The sequence below is a fragment of the Nonomuraea sp. NPDC050790 genome (assembly GCF_044456745.1).
GTDB lineage: Bacteria > Actinomycetota > Actinomycetes > Streptosporangiales > Streptosporangiaceae > Nonomuraea.
Genome location: NZ_JBITGF010000011.1, coordinates 100,916 through 115,018 on the forward strand (window position 1 = coordinate 100,916; position 14,103 = coordinate 115,018).

General features: G+C 70.5%; 14 protein-coding genes. 8 read left to right on the top strand and 6 right to left on the bottom strand.

Annotated elements, in window-relative coordinates; all coding sequences use genetic code 11:
• Window positions 1–28: 28 nt before the first annotated feature.
• Window positions 29–727, bottom strand: coding sequence for a class I SAM-dependent methyltransferase (locus ACIBEJ_RS43060; RefSeq protein ID WP_397188745.1), 699 nt, complete (start codon window positions 725–727; stop codon window positions 29–31).
• A 57-nt stretch (window positions 728–784) separates the two neighbouring features.
• Here ACIBEJ_RS43060 and ACIBEJ_RS43065 point away from each other — a divergent pair, with 57 nt between their 5' ends.
• The 7 genes from ACIBEJ_RS43065 (at window position 785) to ACIBEJ_RS43095 (ending at window position 7,498) form a co-directional block, all read left to right on the top strand.
• Window positions 785–1,594 (top strand): sugar phosphate isomerase/epimerase family protein, encoded by an 810-nt coding sequence (locus ACIBEJ_RS43065; protein ID WP_397188746.1) that lies wholly within the window; start codon window positions 785–787, stop codon window positions 1,592–1,594.
• Complete coding sequence (locus ACIBEJ_RS43070; RefSeq protein ID WP_397188747.1) at window positions 1,591–2,349, top strand: class I SAM-dependent methyltransferase; 759 nt, start codon at window positions 1,591–1,593, stop codon at window positions 2,347–2,349. The genes ACIBEJ_RS43065 and ACIBEJ_RS43070 overlap by 4 nt, the downstream gene beginning before the upstream one ends.
• Window positions 2,346–2,927, top strand: a complete 582-nt coding sequence (locus ACIBEJ_RS43075; RefSeq protein ID WP_397188748.1) for a TetR family transcriptional regulator — start codon at window positions 2,346–2,348, stop codon at window positions 2,925–2,927. Before ACIBEJ_RS43070 ends, ACIBEJ_RS43075 begins: the two co-directional genes overlap by 4 nt.
• A 148-nt stretch (window positions 2,928–3,075) precedes the next feature.
• The gene (locus tag ACIBEJ_RS43080) at window positions 3,076–5,178 is read left to right on the top strand and encodes a (Fe-S)-binding protein (RefSeq protein WP_397188749.1); all 2,103 of its coding nucleotides are present in this window, start codon (window positions 3,076–3,078) and stop codon (window positions 5,176–5,178) included.
• Window positions 5,179–5,368: 190 nt separating this feature from the next.
• Window positions 5,369–6,121, top strand: a complete 753-nt coding sequence (locus ACIBEJ_RS43085; protein ID WP_397188750.1) for a hypothetical protein — start codon at window positions 5,369–5,371, stop codon at window positions 6,119–6,121.
• The gene (locus ACIBEJ_RS43090; protein ID WP_397188751.1) at window positions 6,118–7,179 is read left to right on the top strand and encodes a glycosyltransferase; all 1,062 of its coding nucleotides are present in this window, start codon (window positions 6,118–6,120) and stop codon (window positions 7,177–7,179) included. The genes ACIBEJ_RS43085 and ACIBEJ_RS43090 overlap by 4 nt, the downstream gene beginning before the upstream one ends.
• Before the next feature lie 37 nt (window positions 7,180–7,216).
• On the top strand, window positions 7,217–7,498 hold the full coding sequence (locus tag ACIBEJ_RS43095) for a metal-sensitive transcriptional regulator (protein WP_184971324.1): 282 nt from the start codon (window positions 7,217–7,219) through the stop codon (window positions 7,496–7,498).
• Window positions 7,499–7,948: 450 nt separating this feature from the next.
• Here the strand turns inward: ACIBEJ_RS43095 and ACIBEJ_RS43100 are convergent, their stop codons facing one another.
• Both ACIBEJ_RS43100 and ACIBEJ_RS43105 read right to left on the bottom strand, forming a co-directional pair.
• Window positions 7,949–9,607, bottom strand: a complete 1,659-nt coding sequence (locus tag ACIBEJ_RS43100) for a hypothetical protein (RefSeq protein WP_397188752.1) — start codon at window positions 9,605–9,607, stop codon at window positions 7,949–7,951.
• A 60-nt stretch (window positions 9,608–9,667) separates the two neighbouring features.
• Window positions 9,668–10,207: a gamma carbonic anhydrase family protein gene (locus ACIBEJ_RS43105; protein ID WP_397188753.1), complete on the bottom strand. Its 540-nt coding sequence runs from the start codon at window positions 10,205–10,207 to the stop codon at window positions 9,668–9,670.
• 134 nt (window positions 10,208–10,341) lie between these two features.
• Between ACIBEJ_RS43105 and ACIBEJ_RS43110 the strand changes: the two genes are divergently transcribed.
• The gene (locus ACIBEJ_RS43110; protein ID WP_397188754.1) at window positions 10,342–11,547 is read left to right on the top strand and encodes a hypothetical protein; all 1,206 of its coding nucleotides are present in this window, start codon (window positions 10,342–10,344) and stop codon (window positions 11,545–11,547) included.
• A 747-nt stretch (window positions 11,548–12,294) separates the two neighbouring features.
• Here the strand turns inward: ACIBEJ_RS43110 and ACIBEJ_RS43115 are convergent.
• The 3 genes from ACIBEJ_RS43115 to ACIBEJ_RS43125 all read right to left on the bottom strand — a co-directional run bounded on the left by ACIBEJ_RS43115 (window position 12,295) and on the right by ACIBEJ_RS43125 (window position 14,087).
• Window positions 12,295–12,516: a hypothetical protein gene (locus ACIBEJ_RS43115; protein WP_397188755.1), complete on the bottom strand. Its 222-nt coding sequence runs from the start codon at window positions 12,514–12,516 to the stop codon at window positions 12,295–12,297.
• A gap of 125 nt (window positions 12,517–12,641) precedes the next feature.
• Window positions 12,642–13,394, bottom strand: coding sequence for a GntR family transcriptional regulator (locus ACIBEJ_RS43120; protein ID WP_397188756.1), 753 nt, complete (start codon window positions 13,392–13,394; stop codon window positions 12,642–12,644).
• Window positions 13,395–13,544: 150 nt separating this feature from the next.
• On the bottom strand, window positions 13,545–14,087 hold the full coding sequence (locus tag ACIBEJ_RS43125; protein WP_397188757.1) for a VanZ family protein: 543 nt from the start codon (window positions 14,085–14,087) through the stop codon (window positions 13,545–13,547).
• Window positions 14,088–14,103: the final 16 nt, after the last annotated feature.

The window sequence follows — 14,103 nt, forward strand, 5'->3', positions numbered from 1 at the left end:
ACGCTAAACGTTGACACCAACGTCAAGGTCAATAGGTACGCCAGCGCAGCACGTTCGGATAGGCCACCTCAAGCCCGGGGGTGCGCCGGATCGCCTCGGCGGCCACCTCAGGCGTGAACTCGATGCGCAGCACCGCCTCCAGGTCGGCCCGGCTCGCGAAGGACATCCGCAGGTCGAGGTCGCGGCGCAGCCAGCCCTGCCGGTTCCAGAAGGTCTCCACGGCCGTGGGGGAGTAGCTGGGCACGGTGCGCTGGAACCAGCGGCCGAAGTCGCCGCGGGTGGCGTCCAGGTCGACGACGAAGGCGGCGCCGCCGTGCCGTACCACGCGGTCGAGTTCGCGCAGTCCGGGCTCGCAGCCAGGACCGAAGAAGTACGCCCACCGCGCGATCACCACGTCCACGCTCGCGTCCGGGACGGGCAGGCTCTGCGCGGTGGCGCGGTGCACGTTGACGCCGGCCAGGCCCGCGCAGCGCCGCTGGGCCAGCTTGACCAGGTCGCCGTGCGGCTCCACGCCGATCACCCTCGCGGCCCGCGCGGCGAGCGCGGGCAGGTGGTAGCCGGTGCCGCAGCCGACGTCGAGCACGACCGCGCCGTCCCACGGACGGATCTCCCGCATCGCCGCGTCGGCCGCGCCGTCCGGGTCGACGGCGCGGTTCTCCAGCTCGTAGACCTGCGGCGTGTTCCAGATGTTGGGACTCGGGATGGCGCCGTGGGCGATGCGTGACATGCGTCAACCGTAGGCGCATGCGCCACGCCGTGGCCTCACCCCGCTTAGGCTGGCAACGTGGCTGACGTCATCCGCGTGCCCAATGCGAAGATCGCATTGTCCACCGCTTCGGTATATCCCGAACGCACACCCGATGCGTTCGAACTGGCCGCGCGCCTGGGTTACGACGGGGTCGAGATCATGGTCGGCGCCGACCCGGTGAGCCAGGACATCGACGTGATCGAGCGGCTTTCTCAGCACTACGAGGTGCCCGTGCTGGCCATCCACGCGCCCTGCCTGCTGGTCACCCAGCGGGTCTGGGGGCGCGACCCGTGGGCCAAGCTGGTCAGGGCGCAGAAGGCCGCCGAGCGGCTGGGCGCGCAGACGGTCGTGGTGCATCCGCCGTTCCGCTGGCAGCGCGACTACGCCCGCGACTTCGAGACGGGCCTGGCGCGCATGCGCGAGGAGACCGACATCGTCTTCGCCGTGGAGAACATGTTCCCGCTGCGCGCCCGCGGCAACGACGTGGTGCCGTACTCGCCCGACTGGAACCCGGTCGACTACGACTTCCCCCACGTCACGCTGGACCTGTCGCACACCGCGGTCTCCGGTTCCGACGCGATGGAGATGGCGACCAAGCTCGGCGACCGGCTGGCCCACCTCCACCTGGCCGACGGCGTCGGCACCACCAACAAGGACGAGCACCTGGTGCCGGGGCGCGGCAACCAGCCGTGCGCGCCGATGCTGGAGCGCCTGGCGAGGAACGGCTACGACGGCCTGGTCGTCCTGGAGATCAACACCCGCAAGGCGGCCTCGCGGACCGAGCGGATCGACGACCTGGCCGAAGCGCTGGCCTTCGCCCGGCTGTACCTGGCGGCGCGCACATGATCGAACGTGAACTCGGCAGGGTGTTCGACCGGGTCGCCGAGGCCTACGACGCGGCCCGCCCGCACTACCCCGACGAGGTCTACGGCGCCGTGTCCGAGATCACGGGGATCGACCTCGCGGGCGCGACGATCGTGGACGTCGGCGCCGGCACGGGCATCCTGACGCGTGCCCTGCGGGCCCGCGGCGCGCGGGTGCTGGCCGTGGACCCCGGCGCGGAAATGCTCTCCTACCTCGTCTCCCGCCTCTCCGGTACGGCCGGCGTCGCGGCGGTCGTGGCCGACGGCAACGCGTTGCCCGTGGGCGACGCCAGCGCGGACCTGGTCACCTACGCCCAGTCGTGGCACTGGCTGGACCCGGCCGTCTCGATCGCCGAGGCGCGCAGGGCGCTGCGCCCCGGCGGCGCGATCGCGGCCTGCTGGAACCTCGCCGACGCGCGACAGGCCGAGTGGCTGGCCGCCTACGAGGCGCGGCTGTCGGCCGAGGTGCCGCGCTACTGGGGCCCGGCGCACGAGAAGTGGTCGGTGCCGCCGATCGCCGCCGCCTTCGAGGTGGTCGAGGAGCGCTGGATCCCGTGGAACCGGCTGGTCGGCATCGAGGACTTCCTGCTCGACCTGCGTTCCCACTCCTATGTGGCGGCGCTGCCGGACGAGCGTGCCGACGAGCTGGTGGAGCGGCGGCGCGGCGAGCTCAGGCGCGACTTCCCCGACGGCATGCTGAGCGTGCCGATGCGCGTCTACCTGGCGGTGGGGAGATGACCGTCAAACGCCGCCCCGGCCGCCGGCCGGGGTCCGCGGACACGCGGGGCGAGATCCTCGCCGCGGCACGGACGGTCTTCGCCGAGAAGGGCTTCGACAAGGCGACGGTGCGGGGCATCGCCAGGGAGGCGAAGGTCGATCCGGCCCTGGTGCACCACTACTTCGACACCAAGGAGGGCATGTTCGCCGAGGCCATGCAGCTTCCGATCAGGCCCGAGGAGATCGTGCCGACGATCATGGAAGGGCCGAGGGAGGAGCTGGGCGAGCGGCTGGTGCGCCTGGTGCTCACGCTGACCTCGCAGAACGAGGCCCGTCAGCCGGTGATCGCGCTGCTGCGCTCGGCGATGACGAACGAGGCGGCGCTGACGATGCTGCGGGAGTTCATGACCAACGCGCTGCTCTTCCGGGTGGCCGACGGGCTGGGTGTGCCGCACCTGCGGATCGAGGCGGCCTTCTCGCAGATGTTCGGGCTGGTGATGGCGCGGTACGTGCTGCAGTTGGAGCCCCTGGCCAGCGCGGACGACGAGGAGCTGGTGGCGCTGGTGGCGCCGACGATTCAGCGTTATCTCACAGGCTAGAGCATTGTTCTAGAAGCCTGGTTGACCTTAGGGTGGGTCGCGTTGGGCCCGGAATGTTACTCACGGGTAGGATTCTGGGGAGACCTGGTCATTGCGTGGATGACCGGCGACCGTACGCTGGCAGCCAACGCCGTCTGTGGGAGGACCCGTGCTCTGGGTAGCCGTGCTCGCGCTCGTCATGACCGTGGCGGCGGTGGCCGTCGCGGGCCGCAGGGCTTTGTTCCTGTACAAGCTCGCGACCGTGGGACCACCGGCCCCTGAACGCGTCGAGTACGCCAGGACGCACGTACCCGACGAGCTGAAGGCCCAGATCGTCGAGGTCTTCGGGCAGAAGAAGCTGCTGAAGTGGACGCCGTCCGGCGTGGCCCACTTCTTCGTCATGTGGGCCTTCTTCATCCTGCTGACCGTCTACATCGAGGCGTACGGCGGGATCATCCAGGGCGCGATCACCGGGCGCCCCAACTTCCACATCCCGCTCATCGGCCAGTGGTCGGCGCTCGGCTTCCTCCAGGACTTCATCGCGGTGGCCTGCGTGCTCGGGCTCATCGCGTTCGCCGTCATCCGGATCAAGAACTCGCCCAAGACGCTGGGCCGCAAGTCCCGCTTCTCCGGCTCGCACCTGGGCGGCGCCTGGCTCGTCCTGTTCATGATCTTCAACATCATCTGGACGCTCTTCCTGGCCCGCGGCGCCGCCTCGGCCAACGGCAACCTGCCCTACACCGGCGGCGCGTTCGTCTCGATCGCCCTGGGCGACGTCCTTCCCGCCAGCGCGCTGCTGGAGGAGATCGCGCTGCTCCTGCACATCGGCTTCATGCTGGTGTTCCTGGTCATCGTGGTGAACTCCAAGCACCTGCACATCTTCACCGCGCCGCTCAACGTGCTCTTCTCGCGCCGCCCCGACGGCCTCGGCGCCGCCTCCGAGCTTCGGGTGGACGGCAAGGCCGTCGACTTCGAGGACGAGGACCTGGACCCGGAGAAGCTCGGCCGGGGCAAGATCGGCGACACGACCTGGAAGGGCTTCCTCGACTTCTACTCCTGCACCGAGTGCGGACGCTGCCAGTCGCAGTGCCCGGCGTGGAACACCGACAAGCCGCTGTCGCCGAAGATGCTGATCCTCGACCAGCGCGACCACGCCTTCAAGGTCGCCCCCTACCTGCTGCAGGGCGCCGAGGCGAGCCACGCCGACACCGACGTGCTCGCGCTGCTGGAGAAGCCGCTGGTCGGCGAGGACGGCATCATCCACCCCGACGTCCTGTGGTCCTGCACCAACTGCGGCGCCTGCGTCGAGCAGTGCCCGGTGGACATCGAGCACATCGACCACATCCTCGACATGCGCCGCTACCAGGTGATGGTCGAGTCGTCGTTCCCGTCCGAGGCGGGGGTGATGGTGAAGAACCTGGAGAACAAGGGCAACCCGTGGGGCATGTCCGAGATGAAGCGGGCCGACTGGATCGAGGAGCTCGACTTCGAGGTCGAACTGGTCGAGGACAAGATGCCCGAGGACGCCGAGTACCTCTTCTGGGTCGGCTGCGCGGGCGCGCTGGAGGACCGGGCCAAGAAGACCACGAAGGCCGTCGCCGAGCTCCTGCACATCGCCGGCGTGAAGTTCGCCGTGCTCGGCCCGATGGAGGCGTGCACCGGTGACCCGGCCCGCCGTCTGGGCATGGAGTACCTGTTCAACATGCTCGCCCAGCAGAACATCGAGACGCTGAACGAGGCGGGCGTCAAGAAGATCGTGGCGACCTGCCCCCACTGCTTCAACACGCTGGCCAACGAGTACCCGCAGCTCGGCGGCACCTTCGAGGTCGTCCACCACACGCAGTTGCTCTCGCACCTGGTCGACACCGGCAAGCTCACCCCGGTCACGCCGATCGAGGAGAAGATCACCTACCACGACCCGTGCTTCCTCGGCCGCCACAACAAGGTCTACTCCCAGCCCCGCGACATCATGTCGAAGGTGCCGGGCGTGCAGACCCAGGAGATGCACCGGCACAAGGACCGCGGCTTCTGCTGCGGCGCCGGCGGCGCCCGCATGTGGATGGAGGAGCGCATCGGCAAGCGCATCAACACCGAGCGGGTGGACGAGGCGCTGACCACCAACCCGGACACCGTCTCGACCGCCTGTCCCTTCTGCATGGTGATGCTCGGCGACGCCATCAACGAGAAGAAGAACAGCGGCGAGGCGAAGGAGTCGCTGGAAGTCGTGGACGTGGCGCAGCTCTTGATCAAGTCGGTCAAGGGCGCGTCCTGACGAGGGAAAGTCGGACTCCTCCACAGGCTTTGTGGAGGAGTTTCGCACGTCAGACCGGTCAAGCGCCGGAAATCCGCCATCCACATAACGGGAAAATCACGGTAACCTCAACGTCGCATGGCTTCATTCGACGGGGAGGGGGCTCGCGATGCGCGTCGTCGTCACAGACGCGGAAGTCACTCTGGCTGACGTGCTCTCCCTGCGACTCGCGATCGACGACCCGCTCGATGAAGGCACCGAACTGGTGCTGCGCCATCGGGGAACGGGCGTCGAGCGCGACGTGGTGCTCGGCAAGCCGGGAGGCAGGTCGCGCGAGGCCACGCTCGCGGTCTCGCTGGCGCCGCTGGGTCTCAGCGCCGGCAGATGGGACGCCTACCTGCGCCACGACGGTGCCAGGACCAGGCTCAGGAGCGTGGACCCCGGCTTCTCGCTGGACCACCTCGACACCTACGCGCTGTGCAAGCGCACCCTGGCCTACCGCTCCTACCGCACCCGCAACGGCTTCCTCGCGCTCAAGATCGACGAGGCCGAGCCCGTGGCGGAGGTGCGCTCGGTGTGGTTCAGGGAGGGCCGGTTCGAGGTGATGGGCCTGCTCGCCTTCACCGGCCTGGAGGACGACGACGCCCGGCACGAGGCCAGCCTCGCGCTGCGCCGCAGGCAGTCGGCGGCGCGGCTGTCGGCGCGGGCCACCGTCCAGGGCGTGCGCTTCCACGCCGCGGTCTCCCTGGTGGACGTCATCGCCGCCGACCCGGAGGCGTCCGGCACCTGGGAGCCGTCGCTGGAGGTCGAGGGCCTGCCCGAGCCGCTGCGCCTCGGCTCGCGCCTCGACGACGTGGACGGCAAACGCCGCAGGCTGCACTATCCCGCGACCAAGGTGGACGGCGTGCCCGTCCGGCCCTGCTACACCGCCGACGACGAACTGCGGATCGAGGTGGGCGGGTGAAGGTCAGCCTGATGCTCCCCTCCGCGTACGGCATGCGCGGCGACATCCGATCCACCCTCAACCTCGCCACCGCCCTGTCCGAGCGGCACGAGGTCGAGGTGATCAGCATCAGGCGGCAGAAGGAGAAGCCCTTCTTCCCGGTCGGCTCCAAGGTCAGGCTCCGCTCGGTGGTGGACGTCAGGCCGGGCGTCAGGCACCTGTTCCCCAGCGGGCAGATGCGCACGGAGGTGGCGCTGTGGCGGGCGTTGCGCGGGCTCAAGAGCGATGTTCTGATCACCACCCGGCCAGGATTGTCTGTCCAGGCCGCCAGGTACGGCCCGCGTGAGATCCTCCGCATCGCCCGCGAGTGGGGCCGGCCCTCGGTGCCCGCTCCGGTGCGCAAGTTCTACCCCCGGCTCGATGCGGTCGTGACGGCCAGCGAGTCGGCCAGGGAGGAGTGGACGCGGCTGGTCGAGGGCGGGCCGAGGGTGCTGGCCGTACCCGACGCGCTGCCGAGCGGGCCCTGGCCGCGCTCGCGGATGGACAACCGGATCGTGGCGGCGGGCGGGCGGTGGGTGCCCGCCAAGGCGTACGACCGGCTGATCAGGGCGTTCGCGATGGTGGCCGACAAGCGTCCGGACTGGCGGCTGCGGCTGTACGGCGGCGGGCCCGAGGAGCGGCGGCTGCGCGCGCTGGTGCGTGAGCTGGATCTGCACAACCACGTGTACTTCATGGGCACCACGCCCGACCTGGCCGGGGAGTTCGCCAAGGCGTCGATCGTGGCCACGACCTCGCGTACCGAGGACCTGGGGATGACCGTGCTGGAGGCCATGGGCTGCGGGGTGCCGGTGGTGGCCTTCGACGGGGCCAGGGGGCCGAGTGAGTTCGTGGCGACCGGCTACAACGGGGTGCTGGTGCCCGAGGGCGAGGAGCAGATGTTCGCCGCGGCCCTGCTGGCGCTCATCGACGACGAACGGCGCCGCCGCTCGCTGGCCGCCGGGGCGCTGGAGTCAACGGCCCGCCATTCGGCCGACGGCGTGGGCGAGCAGTGGGAGAAGCTGATCGACGAACTTCGCTGAACGCGCCGGTGATACCGCTTACGGGTACCGTAGGACCATGCATGGGTACAGCGGAGACAAGCAGGCCTATCTCACGCGGCTGCGCCGGGTCGAGGGCCAGATCAGGGGCCTCCAGCGCATGGTGGAGGACGACGCCTACTGCATCGACATCCTCACACAGGTCTCCGCCGCCACGCGGGCGCTTCAGGCCGTGGCTCTCGGGCTGCTGGAGGAGCACATCTCGCACTGCGTGGCCGACGCGATCAACACAGGGGGGCCGGAGGCGGACGCGAAGGTGAAGGAGGCGTCCGCGGCCATCGCGCGTCTGGTTCGTTCCTAGTCGGAGTGACTAGTCCTGTCGCTGCGGTCCCGGACTCCCGGGGGAGTCCGGGACTAGCTCTTGTACTGGCCCATTTCAATGACTCGCTGTCGTCCGCAATCCGAGCGCGTCGTCGAGCTCGGCCAAGGTGAGTCGCCGGTCGCTGATGGCCACGGCGGTCAGCACCTCGGCGTAGAGTGCAATCTCGTCCAACGCGACACGATCGTGGACCCGAGAGTCCAGGTCGTCGTGCCCCACCGCGTCGTCCTTCCTTCCGCAGCCCACACCCTCTACGAGGTTACGGCCCGGGGCCCTTCAGGCGACATGGCCCATCGGGGTCATTCCTTTCTGCGGCGCCGGGCCCCATCAGGATCATTTCCCGTTTCTGAGATCACAATTCAGCCAATGCCCGGTTGCTCAGGAGAAAGAACGATATAGGCGGAGTAAGAGAGAAATTACGGTATTAGTGGTTTACGGGTGGATGTCGTCGCGTTCGTGCACCAGCCTGCGGACGATCGCCCGAGCCCCCGCCAGCCCCTCCTCCGGCAGCCGCGCCCCCGTGAGCCCGCACCACGTCAGCCCCGCCGCGTACGCCGCGCCCAGCACCGCCGCGGCCGAACCCCGGTCGGGAGGCGCCACCAGGACCCCGCGCGCCGTCGCCGGAGAGGTCGCGCGGGACGGCCAGCCGCCCGTCGCCCCCGTCCACAGGAACGCGGGCACGGCGAAGCCGTCCGGCTCGGTGTGCTCCCCGTACTCGGCCACATGCGCGGTCAGCTCGGCGTACGCCTGCCTGACCCGGTGGTCCAGCCAGCCGTGCAGGCGCTCGCCCGCCCCCGGCAGGTCGGTCAGGAAGGACGCCGCCGCCCTGACCGCGTCGGAGGTGAACGCCAGCGACTCCACCAGGTCGTAGACCGTGTGACGGAAGGCCGTGCCGGGGTCGGTGTCGGGCAGGAGCCACCTGGACAGGTCGGCGGGGACGCGGGCGAGCCAGGCCCGCCGTACCGCGTCGTCGCCGCGCAGGGCCGCGGCGTGGTCGAGGCCGGGCTGGTGGAGCAGGGGCTTGAGCATGGCCAGCAGGGCGTGGGCGCGGGGGGCGAAGCGCGGGTCGTCGGCCAGGATCTGCGCGGTGTCGGCCATGAGCGCGACCAGGCGCAGCGCGGCCTTCTCCGGCACGTCCCCGCTCCCGCGCGCCCCCGCGGCCGGCCCGCCGCCCGGGCTCGCGGAGTGCTGGGTGGTGTCGTGTCCGGGGTGGCTCGAACCGGAGTGTCCGGCCCCGGGGGCGCTCGTTCCGGTGTGTCCGGCCCCTGAGGTGCTTGAACGGAAGTGTCCGGCCTCTGAGGTGCCCGAACGGAAGTGGGCGGGCCCTGAGGTGCCCGAACGGAAGTGGGCGGGCCCTGAGGTGCCCGCTCCCGGGGGCGCCGGGTTCCGCGGGGCTTCGAGCGAGGGGTCCGTGCGCCACGGGTAGGGGGCGGGTGGGCGTGCCGGGTTGGTGCGTACGCGCTCCGCGTACAGCGTGACCAGGGAGTCAAGGGAGGGGCGGGTGAGCCAGCGGACCCACTCGTCGCCGGGCAGGGGACGGCGCAGGTACTCGCCGAAGATGGTGAGCAGGCGCTCGTTGCCGTCGAACGCGGGCGCGTACGCGCACCACATGATCGTGCCCCAGACGGCGGCGACCGTGCTCGGGACGTCGGCGGCGAAGACGTCCCTGAAGGAGGTCAGCGGGTAGTCGATCTCCGACTTGCGGCCCGCGCGGCGCAGCAGGACCCGGATCTCCTCGGTGAGGTCGGGGTGCACGTCGGGGCCGATGAACGCCTGCGTGGAACCGGCGGGGGCGATGAAGTCCGCGCCGGTGGGGAGCAGGACGGGATTCAGGACGGGGGAGCCGTGGCGGCCGGCCCGGACGGGCACGCCGCGCGGCGGCGCGGCCAGGTGCCAGCGGCCGTCGGCGGGGTCGTGGAGGTACCAGCGGGCGTGGGCGCCGAAGAGCCAGCGCCCGCCGTCGGGGGTGACGACCGTGGTGGTCGCCAGCGCCTCGGCCCTGAGATGGTCGGGGAGCCCCGCCCAGCGCGGGTTCGCCACCAGCGCGCGCACGTCCGCTTCGACGGCCGAGAAGGGGTCCAAGGGGTGCACGGCGGCCATCGTACTTCGCCTGCCCGCCACGGTCGGCGGCAATAGGGGGCAGAATGTCCGTTATGACGATCGGAGGGGGGACGCCGAACGGTGCCTGATCGCCTTGGCCATATAGGAATCCGGGGTACGCGCGAACGTGGCCCGGTCGTCGTCGGTGAGCTCGCGCACGACCTTGCCGGGCACGCCCGCCACGAGCACTCCCGGCGGGATCCTCTTGCCGGGACCGACCAGGGCGCCGGCCGCCACGAGGGTGCCCGCGCCGACACGGGCGCCGCCGAGCACGATCGCGCCGATGCCGATCAGGGCGCCGGTCTCGACGTAGGCTCCGTGGACCATCGCCTTGTGGCCCAGGCTGACCCGCGGCTCCAGGATCGCCGGCTCTCCGGGATCGGAGTGCAGGCAGCAGAGGTCCTGGACGTTGCACTCCTCGCCGATCTCGATCCGCTCGTCGTCTCCGCGGAGCACGGAGCCGTACCAGACGGAGGCCGCCCGGCCCACGCTGACGCGGCCGACCACGACGGCCCCTGGCGCTATGTACGCCTCGGGATGAATGTCCGGAACTGCCCCGTTGTCCAACGCTGCTATGTACACCCGGGACATCGTAATTCCTGCCCCAGGTGTGGCGTTCCGGTTGCGGACGTGGGCAGATGGCAGGAAAGTCGATTCCTGACGTCTCGTCGTCAGACACTCACAAATTGCAGTCCCCCGCCTCACGCAGACCATAGGTAACCCCCATGAAAAACCAGCACGAGAGCATCCCCGATCTGATGCAAGAGGACACCTTCGAGGTCGTGATGCGCGGCTACAACCGCCGTCAGGTCCACGACTACATGATGAGAACCCGCAATCAAATCCGAGATCTCGAAGAGCGGCTGGCACGGGCGATCGACCAGGCGGAACAGGGTCGCATCGAACTGGCCGAGGCCAGGCGGCGCATGGTCGAGGCGCCGCAGAGCTACGAGGACCTGAGCCCGCGCCTGGCGCAGATCCTCAAGCTCGGCGAGGAGGAGGCGGCGGCCAAGAAGGAGGACGCCGCCAGCGAGGCCGCCAGCGTGCGGGAGAGCGCCAGGGCGGAGGCCGACCACATGGTCACCTCGGCCCGCGAGACCGCCGACAACATCCTGACCTCCGCCCAGGCCGAGGCCGAGCGCCGCGTGGGCGAGGCAACCTCGGCCGCCGAGCGGATGCTCGCCCAGGCCGGCTCTGACGCGGAGGAGACCCTGACCACCGCGCGGGCCGAGGCCGAGGAGGCCCTGCGCGAGGCCAGGGCGGAGGCCGACCGCTCGATGACCGCGGCCACGACCGAGTCCGAGCGGCTGGTCGAGGGGGCGCAGGCCGAGGCCGAGCGGACCGTGAACGCGGCCAGGGCCGAGGCCGAGCAGACGCTCGACACGGCCCGCGCGGAGGCGGAGTCCACGCTGACGGCCGCGCAGCAGCGGGCCGCCTCGCTGGACGAGCACGCCGGGCGCCGGGTCAGCTACCTCACCGACACCCATGGCGAGGTGGTGCGCCGCCTGACCGAGATCAGCTCCGTGCTGGGCGACCTGATGCGGGACGAGGCGGCCGCCGGGCCGTTGCTGGAGGGGCCGCCGGCCGTTCCCTCGGACGAGGCGCTCACGCTGCCCGCCCGGGAACTGTCCGCGCCGCACGACGCCCTGCCCGCCCAAGAGCTGTCCGCCACGCACGACACCCCGTCCGGGCCGCACGACACGCTAGGCGGGCCGCATGACACGTCGGCGGGACCGCACGACACGGTGCCCGCCCAAGAGGTGGTCACGTTCCCGGCTCAGGACGCGCCGGCCGTACCCTCGCCTGAGCAGGAGGACGTGCGGGTGATCGTGGCGGACTCGATCGAGGAGCCCCAGCCCGAGCGGGCGCGGGAGCGTGCGAGCGACGACACCGACGTCAACATCGGCGGGTTGACCGACGTGCGCAAGTGACCGACGGTTGTCGCGGGCCCCGCTACGGCGGGGGCCTGCGTCATTTCCAGGTACGCCCGTCCGCGCGGCGAGATGCGGTAGCCGGTGCCCAGGCTGATCGTGAGCCCGAGGTTCTTGAGCTTGCGGACGTTGACCTTGAACGTGTGGAGGTCCAAGCCCACCTCGGGGGCGAGGTCGCCGGCCCGCACCCCCGGGCGCTCGGCGATGAGGCGGAGCGCGGGCAGCGCCCAGGGGCCGAAGCGGGACATCCGGGCGCGCAGGTGGGCGAGGTCGTCTGGGGAGAGCTCGGCGGACTCGGCCAGCGCGTCGCGGGGGTCGCTGTCGTCGGCCAGGTGAAGTTCGACGCGGTGGATGGGATCGTCGCCGCGGGCGTCGAGGTCGCGGCGGAGCGCCTCGGCGTCGGGGAAGCCGGCCGCGCGGGCGTCGGCGTCGGTGAGGTCGGTGACCACCTCGACCGAGGAGACGCCGGCGATGCGCCCGTCGCCCATGCGGTAGCGGCCGCCCGGCTTGACCTGGCTGCGTTTCCAGCGCCGGAAGGCGAGCGTGATGCTGCCGTCGGCGATGCCTTCGCGCAGGCGCGGTTCGAAGAGCATGTGCCCGACGCTACTCCGTGGGCGGAAGCCTCCGCCCCCGATAGGGTCGGAGGCTTCCGCGACCTTGGCCCCGTTTTGGTGGCCCGGTGCCGGAGCCGCCGAGACGCTGGACCCGGCACCGGGCTGCTCGTGTCGCCTGAGAACGATCCAGGCGTCAGGAGGGCGGCGGGATGCCCGCTCGCCTCTGCTGGTCCCGGAGCTGGTCACGCAGACCGTCCGGGTCGTCGGCGTCGATCGTCATCGCGCACCCGGCATCACGCTGCTCGGCGCTGAGCGGATGATGCCGGGTGGCCCACCAGCGTCCCGCGTCGCTCCGCCAGATGGTCCAGTGCGGAAACTCCCGGGCGATCTCCGCGAGGTGCCGGTCAAAGGACATGACCATCCTTCCCGGGACCCGCTGCTAGGCGATGATTCCTTTCACTCCGACGATGCGGCACCTCTCTAGAGAAGGCAATGATCGTGAGGGACAGGTCAACCTATCGCTAGACATTTCGGCTTGACCTAAGCATCGAAATCGTACTGAAGTACGTAGGCCGCGCTGTCCAAAACCATCTCGTTCAGCTCCACCGGCAGCCCGCCCGAGGTGTAGGCGGTCCTGCAGACCTCGATGACCGGGGTGCCGCCCGGCAGGCCCAGGAGTCCGGCCTCGCGGGGGCGGGGCATCCTGGCGCGCACCTCCTCGGTGAAGTGCGCGGGGGGCAGGCCGAGGTCGCCCAGGCGGGCGTAGACGCCGCCCGGTCCGGTGTCGGCCACCGTGATGGCCGAGCCCTCGACGAGCGTGGCGGGGAAGTAGGAGGTGGCGAGCTGGACGGGGCGGCTGTCGACCGAATAGCGCCGCCGCCGTACCCAGACCTCGCCGCTCTCCAGGACCGCGGCGACGTCCTCCGTGGCGCTCTCCCTGGCCACCTCCACCTCGTCGACGGTGAACGGCCGGCCGCGGGCGTCGGCGTCCCAGATCGCCCGTCCCTGGCCCCACTGCTCGCGGGACAGGCGGCGGGAGCCGTGTCGTCGGATCGGTTTGAACAAGCGCACGTAGACCCCCGAACCTCGCTTGGGCACCGCCAGCCCTTCGTTGATGAGTACGGCGAGCGCCTGCCTCGCGGTGGCGCGTGCCACGTCGTGCTCGGCCATGAGCGCGTTCTCGCCCGGTAGCCGATCCCCGTCGCGCAATTCGCCGGCCATGATCCGCGCGCGGAGGCCGTCGGCGATGCGCCGATAGATCGGGGGCTCGTGGGGTACCGGGGATTCAGACACGTTTGACCACCCTCTGTCACCAACCGGGTTTGGCGTCTCCAGAGAACTTGCCCCGTCTTGTCCACGATCGCACAGATACGCAGGTTGGTCGCGTGCTTCTTTTGAGTGGATCGTGCCTGTGTGGTGATCTTCGGGGGTTTTCGCGGGCCGTTACCTTGGAACGATCCTGCCCGGTATTACGGGTGCCCACCAGCGGCGAGTAATCATGGCGGCCAGTACGGCCCCGGCCGTGTTGACGAGGACGTCGTCGGTGGCTGAGTCGCGGCCCAGGCGCAGGCCGTACTGGAGGCACTCGACGGTCGTGGAGGCCAGGGCGGCGATGAGGGCGACGCGGGCCAGGGAGGTGAAGCGCGCCGAGCGGACCGGGAGCAGTCCGCCCAGCGCCGCGAAGACCAGCAGGTTCCCCCCAACCTGCACGAACGCCGTCTCCCACGGCCCGGCGGCGAGGTCGGCGAGGACGCGGAAGGGGACGGGTTCGACCGTGTTCCGGCGGTCGGAGGGAGTGAGGATCATCCAGATCCAGGGCGCGGTGCCGATGACGATGCCGACGTCGGCGACCGCGCTGCGGAGGGGCGCGGGGTGGGCGCGGCGGGCGCGGCCGCGCGTGAGATGGAAGATCGCCAGCACCGCCGCCGGAACGGTCAGAAGCGTCGCGATGATGACATTTCCCCACATGGTGAAGATCCCTGTCACCGCTTCATCGTGGGGT